The organism is Streptomyces capparidis, assembly GCF_054782095.1.
The window spans coordinates 17,967-36,020 of record NZ_BAAGTD010000037.1; the positions used below are offsets into that span (position 1 = coordinate 17,967).

The 18,054-nt window shown below is 76.1% G+C and carries 12 protein-coding genes; all 12 read right to left on the minus strand.

The window, feature by feature from the left end:
• Positions 1–93 precede the first annotated feature (93 nt).
• The 12 genes from ACYVO2_RS25970 to ACYVO2_RS26025 all read right to left on the minus strand — a co-directional run bounded on the left by ACYVO2_RS25970 (position 94) and on the right by ACYVO2_RS26025 (position 17,974).
• The gene (locus ACYVO2_RS25970; protein WP_461010414.1) at positions 94–501 is read right to left on the minus strand and encodes a globin; all 408 of its coding nucleotides are present in this window, start codon (positions 499–501) and stop codon (positions 94–96) included.
• Positions 502–568: 67 nt separating this feature from the next.
• On the minus strand, positions 569–1,603 hold the full coding sequence (locus tag ACYVO2_RS25975) for an FHA domain-containing protein (RefSeq protein WP_461010415.1): 1,035 nt from the start codon (positions 1,601–1,603) through the stop codon (positions 569–571).
• A 76-nt stretch (positions 1,604–1,679) separates the two neighbouring features.
• Positions 1,680–3,023 carry a vWA domain-containing protein gene (locus ACYVO2_RS25980; protein ID WP_461010416.1) on the minus strand — a complete coding sequence of 448 codons (1,344 nt, stop codon included), beginning with the start codon at positions 3,021–3,023 and terminating at the stop codon, positions 1,680–1,682.
• A gap of 101 nt (positions 3,024–3,124) precedes the next feature.
• Positions 3,125–4,252, minus strand: coding sequence for a PP2C family protein-serine/threonine phosphatase (locus tag ACYVO2_RS25985; protein ID WP_461010417.1), 1,128 nt, complete (start codon positions 4,250–4,252; stop codon positions 3,125–3,127).
• Positions 4,253–4,256: 4 nt separating this feature from the next.
• Positions 4,257–6,743: a serine/threonine-protein kinase gene (locus tag ACYVO2_RS25990; protein WP_461010418.1), complete on the minus strand. Its 2,487-nt coding sequence runs from the start codon at positions 6,741–6,743 to the stop codon at positions 4,257–4,259.
• Complete coding sequence (locus ACYVO2_RS25995; RefSeq protein WP_461010460.1) at positions 6,740–8,026, minus strand: hypothetical protein; 1,287 nt, start codon at positions 8,024–8,026, stop codon at positions 6,740–6,742. Before ACYVO2_RS25995 ends, ACYVO2_RS25990 begins: the two co-directional genes overlap by 4 nt.
• 145 nt (positions 8,027–8,171) lie before the next feature.
• Entirely contained in the window at positions 8,172–9,167 is a 996-nt protein-coding gene (locus ACYVO2_RS26000; RefSeq protein ID WP_461010419.1) for a glutamate ABC transporter substrate-binding protein, read from the minus strand.
• Between the two features lie 83 nt (positions 9,168–9,250).
• On the minus strand, positions 9,251–10,672 hold the full coding sequence (locus ACYVO2_RS26005; protein ID WP_461010420.1) for a hypothetical protein: 1,422 nt from the start codon (positions 10,670–10,672) through the stop codon (positions 9,251–9,253).
• Between the two features lie 306 nt (positions 10,673–10,978).
• Positions 10,979–12,172, minus strand: a complete 1,194-nt coding sequence (locus tag ACYVO2_RS26010) for an ROK family transcriptional regulator (RefSeq protein ID WP_461010421.1) — start codon at positions 12,170–12,172, stop codon at positions 10,979–10,981.
• 99 nt (positions 12,173–12,271) lie between these two features.
• Positions 12,272–16,219: a wHTH domain-containing protein gene (locus ACYVO2_RS26015; protein ID WP_461010422.1), complete on the minus strand. Its 3,948-nt coding sequence runs from the start codon at positions 16,217–16,219 to the stop codon at positions 12,272–12,274.
• A 7-nt stretch (positions 16,220–16,226) separates the two neighbouring features.
• Complete coding sequence (locus ACYVO2_RS26020; RefSeq protein ID WP_461010423.1) at positions 16,227–16,649, minus strand: hypothetical protein; 423 nt, start codon at positions 16,647–16,649, stop codon at positions 16,227–16,229.
• Positions 16,650–16,825: 176 nt separating this feature from the next.
• Complete coding sequence (locus ACYVO2_RS26025; RefSeq protein ID WP_461010424.1) at positions 16,826–17,974, minus strand: mechanosensitive ion channel family protein; 1,149 nt, start codon at positions 17,972–17,974, stop codon at positions 16,826–16,828.
• Positions 17,975–18,054 lie beyond the last annotated feature (80 nt).

Here is an 18,054-nt window from a genome sequence, read left to right on the forward strand (position 1 = left end):
ACCCCGGCGGCTCGCCGGCGGAGGCGTCGGCGGAGGCACCGACGGGCCGGCCGAGACCGACCTCCGGGCGGAGGGGCGCGCAGGGCGCGCCCCTCACTCGTCCGTGCTGTTGATCAGGGAGCCCGCGGCGAACACCAGGTACTCCCACAGCTCGCGCTCGTGCTCCGGGGAGAGGCCGAGGCCGTCCACCGCGTCGCGCATGTGGCGCAGCCACGCGTCGTGGGCGGCCCGGTCCACGCGGAAGGGCATGTGGCGCATGCGCAGCCGCGGGTGGCCGCGCTGATCGCTGTAGGTGCGCGGGCCGCCCCAGTACTGCATGAGGAACAGCGTCAGCCGCTCCTCGGCCGGTCCCAGGTCCTCCTCCGGGTACATCGGCCGCAGCACCGGATCGTCGGCCACGCCCTGGTAGAAGCGGTGCACCAGGCGGCGGAAGGTCTCCTCGCCCCCCACCGCCTCGAAGAACGTCTCCTGACCGAGTGTGCCGCGCCGGATCTCTCTCACCCTCCCATGGTCTCATCACCGGCGGGCCGGGCCCACGGGCTGCCCCCGCGGCCCCGGCCGGCGCGCGTCACAGCCTCGGCAGCTCGTCCCGGTGCACGGTGATCGTGGTCCACGCGCCCACGTGGACCCGGTCGCCGTCCTTGAGCGGGACGGGCACATACGGCTCGATGGAGTCCTCGGCGCCGTTGAGGGTGGTGCCGTTGGTGGACTCCTGGTCGATCACCGCCCAGCTTCCGTCCGGCTGGACGACCAGCAGCGCGTGCTTGTGCGACACCCCGGGGTCCTCCGGGGGGCGGGACAGGTCGATCTCCGGGGTCTCCTCGCCCGGACGGTGCCGGGCGCGGCCGATCCGCAGTTGGTTGCCGGTCAGCTCGAAGCGGCGCTCGGGGGAGTACGGCGGGAAGAACAGGTGCTGCGCCTCGGGGCCGCTGCGGGCCATCATCGCCGCGTAGTACTCCCGGTCGGCGGTGACCGTGACGTACCAGGACGCCGGGCCCGCCGAGCGGGGTATCGGAGCTCCGTCCAGGGGCGGCCGGGATATGGGCGGCGGTCCTGGCTGCTGCGCCGGCGGCTGGAGGCGGTAGCTGCTCTCCACCGAGTCCGGCTGCGGCGCCGCTCCCCACGGAGGCGGGGCGGCCGAGGGCGCGGGACCCGGCGGCACGGGAGCGGGCGGGACAGGCGCGGGTGGGACGTGCGCGGGTGGGACGTGCGCCGGGGGCGCGGGTGGCGGCGCCCCGACCGGCGCGGGCGGTGGCGGTGGCGGCATCCGGGGCGGCGCGGGCGGGGGCGGCGGCGCCGCGGCGGCCTGCCCGGCGCCGAACTGCCAGCGGCAGCCCTCGCAGTACGCCTCCCCGTCCTCGCGGGGCGTCCTGCACCGCGGGCACAGCTCCACGGCCGCCGTCGCGTCGGGGTCAGGGCCGAGCGGCTCCGGGCCCGACTCGGGCGGCGGATACGACCCGCCGGGCCCCGCCGGGTGCGGCGGCCCCGGGTGGTGCGGCGCGGGACGGTGCGGCGCCGGACGCGGCGGCGCGGCCATCAGCCGGCCGCACACCGAGCAGTAGTCCCCGGTCTCCGACTCGTGGCCCATAGGACAGGTCGGCATGCGTTCCCCCTCCACGCTGGTGCTCTGCTTAACCGGTGCGCCCGGCCTCCCGGCGCGCCCCGCTGGCGCGGACGCCCTACTTCTTCACCCGGACGGTCTTGGTCGAGCGCGTCTCCAGCGTCATCTCGTCCTCCTGCGCCACGCCCGACTTGAGTCGAACAGTACCCTCGGCCGCGTCCACCACGTCCACGACCTTCGCCAGCAGTTTCGCGGTGTCCTCGTTGCCGGAGGCGTTCGCCAACTGGACGGCGCGGCCCAGCTTCGCGGTCGCCGAGTCCAGCCGGCCCGCCTTGCGGTCCTCCAGCCCCTGCTGGATCATCTCCGCCAGCTCCTCCTGCCCCGTGTAGTGGGCCACCTGCGGGTTGATCCTGGTGGACGCCGCCATGTCGTTCGTCCACACCGCGCGCACCAGGCCCTGCCCGAGCACCTCGGCGGCGCCGTCGGAGCGGCTGAGCACCAGGCTGACCCGCGCGGCGAGCATCTCGTCGCCCACGGACGCGGCGGGGACGCGCACGCCCACGTGGTAGTCGCGGCTCTCGTCGCCCCACGAGCCGGTCGGATAGTCGCCCGAGCGGGGACCGGACTCGGTGCGCCGCCCGGTGAGGTCCTCCACGGTCGGCGCGACCTGCTTGACGAACAGGATCTCGGCGCTCTGCGGCGTCCACAGCCGCAACTGCACGTCCGCGACCTCCTTGCCCATGGCCGTCTCCATCATGGAGCGGAAGTCCTCCTCCAGGCCGGAGGGGTCGGCGACGATGTCCACCGAGCCGAGCAGCGCGGAGGATATGCGCCGCAGCTCCTCCACCGCCCAGTCGGTGCCCACCCCGCGGCAGTCGCAGGTGAACCGGCCCGCGCAGTCCTCCAGGGCGGCGCCGAGCGTGGCGGACTCCTCGTGCTCGTTGCGCCCGTCGGTCAGCAGGATGCCGTGGCGTATCGCCACCTCGCGGGAGTGCAGCAGGCGGTCGGCGAGCCGCAGCCAGGTGCTGATCGCGGTGCCGCCGCCGGCGCTCAGCCGCCGCAGCGCGTCCTTGGCGGCGTGCCGGGTGTGCGGGTCGGCGACCGCCAGTCGCCCGCCGCCGGGATAGATCTCCCGGGCCTGGTGGGTGCCCGCCACCACGGCGAACGCCACGCCGTCGCGGACGGTGTCGATCGCCGCCGCCGTCGCCTCGCGGGCGGCGCGCATCTTCGTCGGCGGGTAGTCCATGGAGCCCGAGCAGTCCACCATCAGCACCACCGCGGCGTCCGGGGCCACGCCGTGCGCCAGGGTGGGGCTCGCCAGCGGCATGCCGCCGGTGGTGCCCCCGCCGGTCGCGGTCACCGTGACCACCGCGTTGACCTCGCGCCCGCCCTCCGGCAGGTACTCGTTCTGGTACACCTCGACGCTGAACTCGGGCAGGTTCGACTTGGCCAGCCTCGCCATGTGGGGCAACTCCTTGTCGCGGAACGGTGGTGGGGGCGCCGGTGTCGCGCCGGCCCGGGGGCCGCCGGCTCACTCGCGGCGGCGCTTCGGCCCTCGGGCCTTCAGGACGCTTCCGGCGGCGTGGCGTCGCCGCGGCCGACGGTGGGCGGGAACGGGAGGACGGCCACCGTCACGTTGTCGTGGCCGCCTCCCTCGAGCGCCACGCCGACCAGGTGGCGGGCGGAGCGCAGCGGTTCGGTACGGGCGTCAGCGGGCACGACCGCGGCGAGCTGGGCGGCCGACTCGGCGTAGTTCCACAGCCCGTCGGTGCACACCACCACCACGCCGGGGCCGTCCGGGCGGAAGGAGGTGGTGTGCGGATCGACCTCGACGGCGTCGGCGCCCAGCCAGCCCGTGATGGCGTGCGCCCGCTCGTCCGCGTAGGCGTCGGCCTCGGACATCAGGCCCGTGGCCACCATGCGGGCCGCCCACGAGTCGTCCTCGGTGAGCCGGCGCGGCGCGATGCGGTCGTCCGGTATCCAGTAGGCGCGGCTGTCGCCGATCCAGCCGACGGTGACGGCGCCCGGGTCGGCGACTGCGCTGACGCAGGTGCAGGCCGGCGCGTTGTGGTCGCGGCTCGGCCCGTCGGACAGGGCGTTGACGGCCTCCGCCGCGGTCAGCAGCGCCTGGCGCATGGCCTGCCCGGGGCTGGTCCCGGCCTCCAGCGCGTCCAGCAGGGCGTCGGTCACGGCCTCGGCCGCGGTGGCCGACGCCTCGTCGGGCCGGGTGGCCGACGACACCCCGTCGCACACCACGGCGACGACGGCGGGCGCGCCGTCGGGCAGGCTGGTCGCGGACACCTGGAACGCGTCCTCGTTCCTGTGGTGCCGCAGCCCGCGGTCGCTGACCCCGGCCACTCCTTCGAGTTCGCGTTCCATGTGATCCCGTTCCCGCGGCTGGGCGTGGCCGCACGTCTCGCAGTACCCGTCGTTGTCGATGCGGCCGCCTGAGCAGGCGGTGCAGGAACGCCCCGCCCGCTGCCCCGCGGCGCGCGCGGGCGTGCCCGCCCTGCGCCGCGGGTCCGCGCCGGGAGCGACCGCGCTCACCCGCGGCACGCGCAGGGCGAGCGTGTCGGCGCCGCTCCCGTTGACCCGCGCCCGCTCGCCCAGCGCCGCGCCGCACCCGCCGCAGAACCGGTCCTCCGGAAGGCACGGTTCGGCGCAGCCGGGGCAGGGGGTCGTCTCCGTCATGTGCTCACACCCATGTCCTCGGACGCAAGCGGTTGGCCTGCTCCACCAGTTCGATCCGCTCCCGGCCCTGCTGCGCCAGCCGGGCCAGCACCCGGTACGAGCGCTCCAGGCCGAACCGCAGCCCGCGCTCGGACAGCTCGCTGCCGAGCAGCGAGCCCCGGGACGGCGCCGCGGCGCCTCCCGCACCGGCACCGCCGTCGTCCGACAGCAGCCAGGCGAGCGCCGTGCCCAGCACCTCGACGGCCAGCGCCTCCCGCCGCTGCCGGTCCAGGTCGAGCCGCTCGATCTGCTCGGCGGCGGCCCGCAGGTCGTCCAGCAGCGGCTCGCCCGCCGGGCGCTCGCTCAGCCGGGCGCGCACCGCGGCCACCCGCGCCGCGGTGAAGTGGATGGAGGAGTCGGGGACGGACTCCAGCACCCGCACCGCCCCGGCCCGGTCCCCGGAGGCCAGCAGCACCCGGGCCAGGCCGAACGCGGCGCTGACGTAGCTGAGGTCGGTCGTCCACACCAGCCGGTAGTACTCCACGGCGTTGTCGAGCTGGCCGAGCAGCTCCGCGCACAGGCCGAGCGCCAGCTTCGGCGCGGGCTCCCCGGGGAACGCGTCGTACACCGCGTCGAAGGACAGCGCCGCCGTCGCGTGGTCCTCCCGGGCCAGCGCCACCAGGCCCTGGTACCAGATCACCCGCCAGTCGTCGGCGCGGTCCGCCTCCAGCGGGGCCAGGCACTCCCGGGCGGCCTCCACCTCGCCGAGCTCCAGGCGGGCGCGCAGCTCGCGCAGCCGCAGCTCGGGGGAGGCGGCGGGGGCGGCGCCCAGGGCGGCGACCAGCTCCTGCGGGGCGGTGGCCGCCAGCGCGGCGAGCAGCCCCGCGTTGGGGTCGGACGGGTCCACCCGGGGCACCGGCAGCGCCAGCGCGGCGGCGCGCGCCTGCGGCCGCACCACCGGGGGCGCCGTCGCGGTAGCGACCGCGCCGGGCGCGCCCGCCGCCGTGAGCACCGGCGAAGGCCGCGCCGCCACCAGCTCGGTGTCCACCACCTTCAGCTCGGGGCCGAACAGCGTGGACAGAGCCGGCCGCTGACGGCCCGTGCGCAGCGCGATCACCTCGCGCAGCACCCCGGTGAGCTGCTCGCTCATCTCCTCGGCGGAGGCGAACCGACGGTCCGGGTCCGGGTCGGTGGCCCGCACCAGCAGCCGGTAGAACGACTCGTACCGGGTGAAGACCTCCACCTCGTCGGGGTCGGGGAGGCTGTGCACGTAGGTGGTGGTGTAGCCCTGGAAGTCGAAGGTGAGCACCGCCAGGGTGCGCGCCACGGTGTACAGGTCCGACGCGACGGACGGGCCGACCTCGGCGACCTCGGGCGCCTGGTAGCCGATCGTGCCGTAGATGGCGCTGTCCTGGTCGTCCAGGTGCCGCACCGCGCCGAGGTCTATCAGCTTGAGCCTGTCCTCCTGCTGGATGGCGTTGTCCACCTTGAAGTCGCAGTAGACCAGGCCGCGTTCGTGCAGGTAGCCGAGGGCGTCCAGCGCCTCGAGCGCGTAGGCGATGGCCTGCTCCACCGGCATCGGCTCGCGCCGCCCGTCGGGGGTGCGCCGCTCGTTGGCGATCTCCTTGAGCGACTTGCCGCCGACGTAGTCCATGACGATGTAGCCGTCCATGGTGCCGGTGTGCTTGTCGAAGTGCTCGACGAAGTTGATGATGCCGACGATGTTCGGGTGGTCGATCTGGGACAGGAACCGGCGCTCGGCCACGGCCGCCGCGAGCGCGTCCTCGTCGCCGGTGTCCAGCAGGCCCTTGAGCACGACCCACTTGTCGTCCACGGCGCGGTCCACGGCCAGGTAGATCCAGCCGAGGCCGCCGTGTGCCAGGCAGCCCTTCACGTCGTACTGCCCGTGCACGACCTGGCCGGGCCGCAGCTTGGGCACGAACGAGTACGGGTGGCCGCACTTGGTGCAGAACCCCTCGCTGCGGCCGGGGCGCCCGGCCCGGCTGCGGCCCACCTGGGCGTCGCACTTGCTACAGAAGCGCTTGCGCTCGGGCACCTCGGGGTTGTCGAGCACGGCCGATTGCGGGTCGGGCCGGGGCACCACGGGGACGGACACCAGTCCGGCGCCGAGCCGCCCCCGCGTCGGCGCGCTGCCGCCGGTACGGGAGCTGCGCACCGAGACCGCGGCCGTGGAGTGGCCGGTCAGGGTGCGGGCGAGCCTGCCGGAGACCGAGCGGCGCGAGGCCACCCGCCCCGACGACGAACGCCCCGACGCCGAGCTGCCCGACGCCGACCCGCCCGACGACGACCGCCCCGAGGAGGACCTCCCGGAGGAGGACCGGCCGGACGGCGCGGACGACGGGCCCGGCGAACCACCGGAGGACGTGCCCGCCCCTCCTCCGCCCCCGCCGGCCGCCGCCTGCGGGGCCATGCCGCAGGTGTCGCAGTAGAGATGGCCGAGGCCGTCGTCCTCCAGGTTCCCCGGGCAGCCGGGACGTCCGCACGCGCTCATGTTCTCCCCCCTCGCTTCCGTTCCGCGTCCCTGGCCTCCTGCGCCAGGACGTCGGCCACCGCCTGCTGGTAGCGCAGCACCGCGTGCCCCGCGGCCCGCAGGTCGCACGGGGCGCTCCACAGCATCCTGCGGGCGACGTCGTAGCGCTCCAGCAGCTCCACGTCCTCCGCGCAGCCCAGCCGCGCCGCCTTGGCCCGGTAGGCGTCCAGCCGGCCGCGCAGCTCCGCCCGCACCGCGAGCGGCGCGGTGACGGCGCTCAGCGACTCGCGGGCGCGGGCCAGCTCCTCGTCCGCGGCCGCCTCCAGCACGTCGAGCAGCGACGACAGGCGGTGCCACTGGCCGGCCCTGCGGTAGTCCCCGGCGGCGACGATCCGCTCCCGCAGACCGGACGGCGGGCCGCCGACCGCGGGCACCTCGGACGCCGCGATCTTCGCCAGCACCTCGCCGCGCGCGCTCCTGGCCTCGGCGAGCGTGGCGTCGGCCCGGGCCAGCACGTCCCGCACCCGGTACAGCCGCTCGTCCGCCTCCTCGCGGACCCGCAGCACCGCCTCCACCTCCCGCCTGACCTCCTCCAGGGCGCGGGCGATCCGGTCGTAGCCGGAGGTGTCGGCGGCACCTGGCACCCCCGCGCCGGGAACCGCGCTGCCCGGCAGCCACAGCTCCAGCGGGTCGGCGACCACCAGCGCGCGCAGCTCCGCCAGCTCGTCGGCGACCTGCTCCAGGGCGTCGCCCGCCGGGTGCTCCCCGGGCCGCACCCCCACCGAGCGGGCCAGCGAGCGGACCCGGCCGACCTCGGCCGCGAGCAGGTCGATCCGGGCGGGCAGGGCCGTCCACACCGCGTCCGCGGCGGTGACCACCTCCATCACCTGCGCGTACCAGCCGTTCATCCGCTCGACCAGCTCCGCCAGGCTCAGCCGCTCGGCCAGCCGCGCCGGCCCGGCGAGCCCACGCGCCGCCTCGGGCACCCGCGCCCCGGCGACGGTGACGCCCTGCCCCGCCAGCAGCTCGGTCAGCTCGGCCAGGTCGCCGGGGGAGGGGCGGCTGCGCCGCGCCCGGATGCCCCGCGCCGCCTCCAGCGCCTGGCCGTACGCCTCGAAGTGGGCCCACAGCAGGGAGACCGCCTGCTCGGCGGCCGCCCACCGCTCCTTGGTGCGGCCGGTCAGCGCGGCGCCCTCGAGCAGCCTGCGCCCCGAGTGGTCCTGGAGCGCGAGGAGGGAGGACTCGATCGCCTGGTGCTCGGAGCCGAGCCGCGCCAGCGCACGGTCCACCTCCTCCCGGCTCATCGCCATGGAACCCCCTTCCGCACCGCAGTGCCGCAGCCGTGATGCCCCCGTCGTCCCGTTCGGTCGCTTCCGCTCCCCGGCCGTGGCCGCGCCCGGCCGCCTCGTCCGCATGCCCGTCGCCGTGCCCGTCGCCGTGCCCGGCGGCTCAGTCCCGGTACCTCGCCGGCGGCGGGGCGGCCGGCGGGTCCATCACCTTCGCCAGCCATGTGCCGAACGACCGCATCCAGGCGCTCTCCCGGCCGCCGGAACGGTACTGCTCGAGCACGTGGTTGACCCGCCGCACCAGGTCGGTGTCGGCCTGGTGCATGGCCACGCCGTAGGGCTTGTCGGACGGCATGGTGCCCACCATGTGTATCTGGGGGTCCTGCGCGGCGTCCCCCGCCCCGAGCGCGGCGTCGGTCAGTATGGCGTCCACCTCGCCGAGCTGGAGCCGCACCAGGCAGTCCAGTTGGTTGTTCACGACGGTCACGTCCGCGCCGCGCGCGTCCCGGCGCAGCTCCTCCAGGGCGGTCGATCCGCGGTTCGCGCACACCGTCCTCCCCTTCACCTGCGACTCCTCGAACTCCGTGACGGGGGAGTTCTTCGGCACCAGCAGCCGCAGCCCGGACTCGAAGTAGACCGTGGAGAAGGCGACCTGGGCCAGCCTCTCGCAGGTGATCGTCGTGCTGCGGATCACCATGTCCACCTTGCGGTCCTGTATCTGCGGAATGCGCTGGTCGGCGGACATGCTCTTGAAGACGATCAGGTCCTCGTCGCCGAGTATGTCCCTGGCCACGGCCCGGGCCAGGTCGATCTCGAAGCCGACGATCCGGCCGGTGGCCGGGTCGCGGTGGCTGAGCTGGTAGCTGGTCTGGCTGACGCCCACCAGCAGCTTGCCGCGCTTCCTTATCCGCTCCACGGCGGGCCCCGAGGCGGTCGACGGGCGCAGGCTCGCCCTGGGGTCGCAGTCGTCCGCCGCGGCCCGCGCGGCCGCTGCCGGCTGCCCGGTACCGCCCGCCGGAGCGCCCCGGCCGCCGTCCCCGGTCAGCAGCAGCGACGCGGCGGCGGCCAGCGCCAGCGCGCACGCGCACACCATGGCCGCCACGCCGCCCCAGCCGCGCGGCACCCGCCCGCGGCCGGGCCCGGGCGCGTTTCCACTCATCAGCCGGTCCCTCCTCGTTGGCACCCCGCCGCCCCCCTCCGGCCGCCCCGCACGGCCGTCCGCCGGCGCCCCCGCCGCGCCGTTCACCGGTACTCCGACAGCCGTCGCCCGATGCCGAGGACGGTGCCGAGCGCCGCCAGCACCGCGAGCGTGGCCGCTCCGGCGGCCAGGCCCGTGAACGCGTCGCGTCCCGCGTCCGCCGCCTGCCTGAACTCCGCCAGTTCGTGCTCGACCGCCCGCGACAGGCTGCGGTCCATGGAGTCGAAGGCCGCGCCCGTGGTGGCGCCGGTCTGCCACCCCTCGCCGCCCGGGACGCCGATGACCATCTCCAGGGCCTTGTCGTAGTCGCCCTCGTCGTCACTGGCCCGCGCCGCGGCGTGCCGGTCCGTCCACCGGTCCATGCTCCGCCGGGCGTCCTCCACGGCCTCGCGGCCCCGCGAGTCGTCGGCGAGCCGCCAGGCGACCTCGAGCAGGGTGTCGCCGCGCAGGTCGTCGCCGCTCAGCCGGCGCGTCTCCTTCCGGAACGCCTCCTCGTAGGCCGCCCCGGAGCCGCGCGCCACCAGCGTCAGGTTCTCGTCGCCGCGCGCCTTCAGGGCCGAGATCCTGGCCTCGCTGAGCACACGCACCGACCTGGCGCCCTGGTCGTCGCTGCGGTCGAACTGCCAGCGGGCCACCGAGTGCCCCGCCACCAGCCACAGCAGCAGCGCGGCCGTGCCCGCCGAGGCGGCGAGCAGCCCCACGTTGAACACCCGGTTGGTGCGCCGGTACAGCCGCCGCTGCGCCCACACCAGGCCGCCGAGCGCCACCGCGCCCAGCGCGATCGACGCCCACGGGAACTCCTCGGCGTCGGCGTAGTCCGACTCCAACTGGTCGGTCTGCGCCTGGTACAGCCGCTCGGCGGCCGGCAGCAGCGTCGTGCGCATCTTCTCCGAGGCGTACCGCAGATAGGCGCCGCCCAGCGGCAGCCCCTGCCGGTTGTTGGCCCGAGCGGACTCCACCAGCCCGGTGTACACCGGCAGTTCGCGGTTGAGCAGTGCTATCTGCCGCTGCTCGGCGCCGCCCGAGGGGGCGTCGGCCGCGGCCTCGGCGAGCAGGGTGGAGGCGATCCTTATGTCCTCGTTGTAGCGCTCGCGCGACTCCTTCGGCTCCTGGCCGCCCGCCAGGAACCCGCCGGCCGCGGTGGCGTCGGCGTCCGCCAGGTGCCGGTAGATCTCGGCCGCCTTGACGCTCAGCGGCTGGCTGTCGTCCAGCACGGCGCGCGCGGAGTCCTGGCGGGAGGTCACCTGCCAGGCCGTCAGCGCGCCGAAGACGAGCACCAGCGCGATGATCCCCGCGCCGATCAGGCGCAGCCGGCCGGGCTCGGTCGTCGTGGCGTCCCGCAGCCGGTCCCACGACTCGCGGTACGCCGGGCGCCGCGGCGGCGCCGCGGCGGGCTCGCCGCCGGGTGCCGGCGGCGCGGCGAGCACGCCCGTGGAGCCCCCACCGCCTGCCTGCGTCGCAGCCACTGACCCCTCCCCCCGGGTGCCGTACCCGCGGCAGCAGTATGGCCGCAGGCACCGACATCCACACGCTGATTCCACGATCTTGCGTAGCCCGCCCGCGGCGGGCCCGGCGGCGGCGCTCCCCCTCACCGCCCGGCCCCGCCGAGGACGGACCCGTCCCTCTGCCCTTTCCACGCGCGACACCCGCCCGCGGTTCCGCCCCGAGCTCCCTATTCGACCATCCGTGTGAATCCGGGGCTCCGACCGTTTGCCCCGCGCGCGGGCGGGCCGGACGCGCGGGTCGCGCGCCGCCGGGGCGCGGCGCGCCGGTCAGGAGCCGGCGCCCGCCGCGGCCCTGGTGTCGAAGACCTCGTCGCGGGTGGTCAGCAGCGCGCTCTGGAGGGCGCCGCACACCACCGGGTGCTCGGTGACGCCGGTCAGCACCAGCTTCGGCCGCGGCACGGTCAACTGCGCGAGCTCGGCCTGCACCAGCCGGCGCAGCGGCTCACCGCCCGCCGTGATCAGCCCGCCGCCGAGCACGATCAGCTCCGGGTCCACCACGGCGACGACCGCGGCGAGCCCCACGGCGAGCCGCTGCGCGAACCCGCGCAGCACCGCCTCCCCGGCACCGCCCGCCGCCGGCAGCCCCGCGACCGCCTGCCGCGCGTCCCGCGCCGCGATCCCGTGCTCCCTGGCCAGGGCCAGCACCGCCGGGCCGCCCGCGAGCGCCTGGAACCCGCCCTCGTTGGCCCGGCCCACGCCGCGCACCAGCGGGGTGCCGGGCAGCGGCAGGAACGCCACCTCGCCCGCGCCCCCGGTGGCGCCCCGGTGCAGCCTGCCCCCGATGACCACGGCCGCGCCGATCCCCTCGTCCCCCCACAGCAGCACGAAGTCCCGGCACGTCCGGGCCCGGCCGAGCCGCTGCTCCGCCACCGCGGCCAGGTTGACGTCGTTGTCCACCTCGAACGGCACGCCGAGCGCGGCCCCCAGCTCGTCCAGCAGCCCGGGGGAGTGCCAGCCCGGCAGGTGGGGCGCGTACCGCAGACGCCCCGTGCCGGGGTCGAACGCGCCGGGCGTGCCGATGACCACCCGGTGCAGCCGCTCCCGGCCGAGCCCCGCGTCGGCCAGCGCCCCGTCCAGGGCCCGGCGCACCCGCTCCACCGCGCCCCGCGCCCTGCGGCCCGGGGTGGGCAGCCGGAAGGAGCCGACGGTGCGCCCGGTGATGTCGGCGACGGCGGCCCGGATGCGGGCCGGGGTGACGTCGAGCCCGGCGACGTGCGCGGCGTCGGGGTTCACCTCGTACAACTGGGCGCCGGGTCCCGGCCGTCCGGCGCTGGTCCCGGTGGGCACGACCAGCCCGGCCGCCTCCAGCCGGCTGAGCAACTGGGACGCGGTGGGCTTGGACAGCCCGGTGAGGGCGCCGAGGCGGGTGCGGGACAGGGGGCCGTGCTCGAGCAGCAGGTCGAGCGCGGCCCGGTCGTTGATGGCGCGCAGGAGGCGGGGGGTGCCGGGGGTGGTGGGCATGGGCGGGGGCCTCCTCCCGGCCGGGGCGGTGTCGTCAGGAACGCCAGGGAATGTAAAGGAACCGTCGCGCGGGAGCGGGTGTCAAGCCGTTGCGGCAGGTCAGGACGGTTCGGTCAGGGGGACGCGGGCGAGGGCGGCGCGGATGGCGGTGGGGAGGTGGGGGACGGTGAGGCCGAGGGTGCGCAGCAGGGCGGCGGCGTCCTCCAGGGGGAGGCGGCGGTGGCGGGCGACGGCGAGGACGTGGTGCAGGGGGACGGGTGCGGCGGAGTCGAGCCAGGGCCGCTTGGCGTCCAGGTCCAGGCTGAGCAGGGTCAGGCACTCCTCGACCGGGAGGCCGTCGGGCAACCTGACCTCGGGCACGTCCAGGCCAAGTGCGGCCAGCCGCCCGGCGAGCTCGGCCGGCGGCAGTCCGGTGCGCTCCGCCGCGATGAGCAGCTCCACCAGGTCCATCGGCTCCTCGATGCCGGTCCCGTGCGCCCAGGCGGGCAGGAGGTGCCCGAGCTCCTCCACGGCGTCCGGCGTGAGCCGGGCGGCCGGCAGGGTGACGACCGCGAGCCCGTAGGCCCGCAGGCGCTCCGTCACGCGCCCGGGCGTGGTGCCCAGGGCCTCGGCCGCCGCGAGGACGCGGTGCGGGAACAGCGCGTCGAGCGGGCTGAGCCAGGGCGGGACGCCGTCGTGGTCCCTGCTGAGCAGCGCGAGGTCGTCCTCGTCCGCCTCGGCGGGCAGCACCGGGGGGAGCGGGAACCCGTACGCGGTGAGGCGGGCCGCCGCGTCGCCCAGCGTGATGGACAGCTCCCGGGAGGCCAGGACCAGGTGTGCCGGGGGGACCGGGGCGAGCGGGAGCAGCCACGGCGGCCTGCCGTCCAGGTTGACGCTGACCAGGCGCAGCCCCACCGTGTCGGCGGGGTCGGGCAGCGCCGGGGACGGGCAGTGCAGGCCGTACACGGCCAGGCGCCGCAGGACGTCGCCGGTGGACAGCCCGAGCGCCGCCGCGGCGGCCGACACGTGCCCCGGCGGGACGGCCTCCTTCCCGTCGTACCAGGACTCCCTGCCCAGCAGGTTCCTGCTGAGCAGCTTCAGGTCGGTGTCGTCGGGGCGCTCCGGCAGCGTGTCCGCCACCGGCGCCTGAAGGCCGTAGTACCGCAGGCGGCGCGCCGCCTCGTTCAGGCCGACGCCGAGCCGCAGGTGCACGTGCAGCAGGTGGGGCAGCAGCTCCGGGGTGTCCGTCCCGAGCAGCGCCAGGTCGACCGCGCTGACGGGCCGCTGCGCCGGGAAACGCTCGGGGACGACGCCGGCGACCCCCAGGCGGCGGGCGCGCAGGGCCACCGCGCGCGGCGGGTACCCGGTGGCCATCGCCACGCCGACGACCGCCGAGGGGATCTGCCGCTGCTCGTCCAGGAGGGCGTCCAGGAGAGCGATGTCCGTCGGCAGGGCGGGAAGCACCGCCCGGGTGTCACCGAGCTCCGGCACCACCTCCGCGAGCAGGGCGAATTCCGCGCAGCCCGGATTGGCCAGCACCCGCCACAGCAGCAGGTGCTCCGCCAGGCCCCGGAGCCTGCCGTAACGCGTGCTCACCGCCTGCTCGCCGGCCTCCGGCTTGTCCACGGCGCCGAGTTCCGCGTCCAGCTCCATGAACCCGGCGACCGCCATGTCGTACTCGCGCCCGTTCAGCGGCAGGCGCAGGCCCGAGGCGGTGGCCGCGCGGGTGACGATGTCCGCCAGGCGCGGGCTGTCGGTGGTGACCTGGGCGAGCCAGCCGAAGGTGGGCAGGGCGCGGGGCTGATCGGCCACCAGCTCCTCGGCGGCGGCCGTCACCAGGGCCTCGACGTCCTCCGAGACGTCGTCCAGGACGACGGTGCGGTCCACCGAGAGCCGGGGCGGCCGCTCCGACTGCGCCAGGTCGATCAAGGCTCCCCGCAGCACGCCCCGGTCACCGGGGCCGCTGAGTCCCGCGTTGCCCGGCGCGCCGCTCACCAGCAGCCCGTCCACGAGCAGCGCGCCGCCCCGCTCGCACCAGACCACCCGGCTGTCGGCGCACGGCACCATCGCCCCGGCCGCCGACAGGCCCTCCTCCTCCCACGGCGGGCGCTCCCTCGGCCGGGGCCTGCCCGGCAGCCACACCTGCGGGGCGCCCCGCCCGTCGTGCTCCACCTCGGTGCGGAACTCGGCGATGCCCAGCAGCCGGTCCAGCTCCCGCAGGCACGACGGCGCCCGGTCCCCGTCCCGCAGGTACAGCCGCACCCGGGTGCCCGGCTCGCCCTCCTCCCGCAGCCGCTGGATGCGGAACAGGTGGCCCGGCCCCACGATCGCCACCCGGAACAGCGGTCCCGGTCTGCCGCGCCGGCCCATGCGGCAGGTGGTGACCTCTATCTCGTCGGCCAGCATGAAGTAGCTGAGCACGCCGATGCCGAACCGGCTGTTCGGGTGCAGCCTCACCGGCGGGTCCAGCGCGTCCCAGTCCGCCTTCCCGTCCAGGAACTCGGTCAGCTCGGGGAAGCGCGCGCCCGCCTGCGAGAAGACGCCGGTCAGCTCCTCCTCGCCCATGCCCACGCCGTTGTCGGCGCACTCCAGGTAGTGGCGCCCGTGCTCGTCGGTGCCCTGGACGAAGCGGATCCTGCCCCGCCAGGCGGACCCGAACCCGCTCGTGCGCTCCAGGTACTCGTGGCGCGCCCGGCGGTAGCGGCAGGCGTCCAGCGCGTTCTGGTACAGCTCGCGGACGGCCAGCGCCCGGTTCTGGTAGAGCTGCTCGCCCATGAGCAGCTCCTGCACCCGCTGCTCGTCCAGCCGGAAGCGGTGGCCCTCGCCGTCGAAGACCGGGCGCCCGTCCACCTCGGCCGCCCGCACCGAGTCGGCGGAGGCGCGGGGCGGCAGGTGCTCCAGGGCCTTCAGGGTGGTGTCGTGCGCCGTCTCCCGCAGGACCGCGTGGAGCAGCGCGTCCACCCGCCCGGCGTGCTCGCGCAGCGCCTTGAGCACCGCCTCGTGATGGCAGTCCGCGCGCAGAACCTGCCCGGCCGCGTGCTCGTCCCAGGCGGCGTGCTCGACCGTGCCGCGCAGCAGGGCCAGGTCGACCGAGTTGGGGATGCCCAGGTGCTGCACCACGGTGTCCGGCAGGTCGGGGATCTCCACCGCCTGCATCCTGGCGACGGCGAGCAGCAGGCCGACGAGGCGGGCCCGGACGGTCTGCCGCTCCTGGGCGTCGGCGAAGCCGCCGAACAGCGGCACGGTGGCCCCCACCGCGCTCGGCCGGTCGCTGCGGCACAGGGTGACCGGGTCCAGCCGCAGTCCGTACAGCAGTTCGGTGACGGGTGTGCCGGTGAGGACGCGGCGCACCAGGGGCAGGTCGTCCCCGGCCACCCGGTCGGCCACGGCGCGCAGCGCGGCCGGTCTGCGGACGTCCTTCAGCCCGGCCAGCCACTGGTGGAACAGCCACCACCCGATCTGCTTCCCGGCGTCGGGCCGGCCGGGCAGGTCGAGCTGCGCAGCCCTGAGCAGTCGGGGATGGCGCTGGGCGAAGTGCTCGAACGCGCGGCGCTCCGGGCCCGCGGGACCCGCGGCGGGGCCCGGCGCGGCGGGCCCGACCAGCGCGGCCAGGCGCGCCGCCGCGTCGTTCCAGCAGACCTGGTACAGCAGCGGCGCCAGGCTGAGCAGCACCGCCTCGGCCGGGCAGAACGCTTCGGCGGGCGCGTCGGCGGGCCGCCGCCTGAGCAGGGTCGAGGTGTGGTGGAGCATCCGGGCGGCGAGGGTGGCGTCGAGCCAGGGGTCCTCCCCCCGCCGCAGCTCGCCCACGGCGGCGTCCCGCAACCAGGCCAGGCGGCGCGCGGCGGTCAGCGCCTGGCCGCGGAAGGCGTCCCCCGGGTCGCGGGTCAACCGCCAGACGTGGTGGTCGCGCACGAGCCGGACCCACACGTCCTCGCCCTGCCCGCCGTCGGCGGCCCCACCCGCCCCCGCCCCCGCGAACTCCACCCGCCCGATGCTCCCCGCCAGGATCACCGGTGCGTTGAACTCTCCCCCGCCGCCCAGTTCGTTGCGGGTGCCCTCCCCCTCCACGCGCGGCTCAGGGCTGCGGCGGGGGCGGCGGGGTGCCGAGGTTGAAGGTCAGGCTGCCGAAGTCCTGGCCCTGGATCATGGGGCCGTTCACGGTGGTGTCCCGCACGACGTTGTGGACGTCCCCGCGGCCGGTGGGCGCCGCCTGCTGCGCCTGCGCCCACCACTCCCGGAGCGCCTGCCCGAACTCGGGGTCGGCGGCGGCGCGGGCCCGGAGGGCGTCGTGCAGGGCCGCGGCGCGGGAGGAGTCGTCCGGGGCCTGGGCCAGCGCGGCGAGCTCGTCCTCGCCGGTGGGCGCCGCGGGGTCGGTGTCCTCGCCGCGCCGGAACGGGCGGCGGATCAGCGCGGTCAGGCCGGCCCATGTCTGGCGCCCGAACTCCCCGCCGGCTCCCCCGGCCAGAGCCGCCAGTACCGCCACCGAGATCGGATCCACACTCGCCTCCGCGGGTCGCGTCGTCTTGTGGACCAACCGTACTGGCCCGGTGGCGGGTTGACCGGGGTGCGGCGGCAACTTCCCGGGGGCGCGGCGGGTGGCGGCGGGCGGTGCCGGGAAAACGGCGGGGGACTCGCCCGAACGAGGGAACGGTCAGGCCCGTTCGGGTGAACCGGTTACTTGGAGAGACCTTCCCCGCGCGGGCCGCGCGCCCCCGGCGCGTCCGCGGACTGCGCGCCCGGGAGCGGCGACGCCGCCATGGCCTGGGGCGAGGCCGGGTTGGCCAGGGCCGACGGCGGGGCGACCGCGGCGGACGGGTCGGGGGCGGGCTCCGGCTGCCCGGCCGGGACCACCGCCGTGCCCACGATGCGGATGCCCTCCTCGTCGAACGCCCGCTTGATGCGCCACCGCAGCTCGCGGGCGGCCGCCAGGGCCTTGCCCGGCATCGTCTTGGCCTGGACCCGCACGACCATCATGTCGCCGGTCACCTCCTCCAGGCCCAGCACCTGCACGGGCTCCCACAGGACCTCGTTCCAGGGCTCCTGCGCGCTCATCCGCTCGGCGGCGGTGTTGATCACCTTGCGCACGCGGTCCAGGTCCTCGTGGTAGCCCACCTGGACGTCCACGAACGCGGTGGCCCAGCCCTGGCTCATGTTGCCGATCCGCTTGACCTCGCCGTTGCGCACGTACCAGATCTCGCCGTCGTCGCCGCGCAGCTTGGTCACGCGCAGCCCGACCTCGATGACGGTGCCGGTGGCCACGCCCGCGTCGATCACGTCGCCCACGCCGTACTGGTCCTCCAGGATCATGAAGACGCCGGAGAGGAAGTCGGTGACCAGGTTGCGCGCGCCGAAGCCGATGGCCACGCCCGCCACACCGGCGCTGGCCAGCAGCGGAGCGAGGTTGATCTTCAGCACGGACAGGATGGTCAGCGCGGCTGTGCCCAGGATCACGAACGACGCGACGCTGCGCAGCACCGAGCCGATGGCCTCCGACCGCTGGCGGCGCCGCTCGGCGACGACCAGCAGCCCGTCCAGCGCCCGGCCGGTGCCGGACGCCGAGCCGCGGGCCATCCGGGCGATCAGCCTGGTGATCATGCGCCGCACGACCACGCGCAGGACCAGCGCCGTGACCAGGATCAGCAGGATCCGCAGCCCGGCCGCCAGCCAGTTCTGCCAGTTCTCGTCCACCCAGTCGGCCGCGTTCGTCACGGACGTGTGCGCGTCGTCCAGGTTGGGCATCTGGTCCGACGGCGTGGGCGTGGGCGTGGGGGTGGGGGTGGGCGCGGCGGTGAGAACCGTGGTCTGGGCGGACCAGAACACCATTCCTCCTTACGTTCACGAGCCCCTCGAGCACGGCGTGGGGGGAGCGGGGCCCTGGACCGGCGGGCAGCCCGCTCGACCGC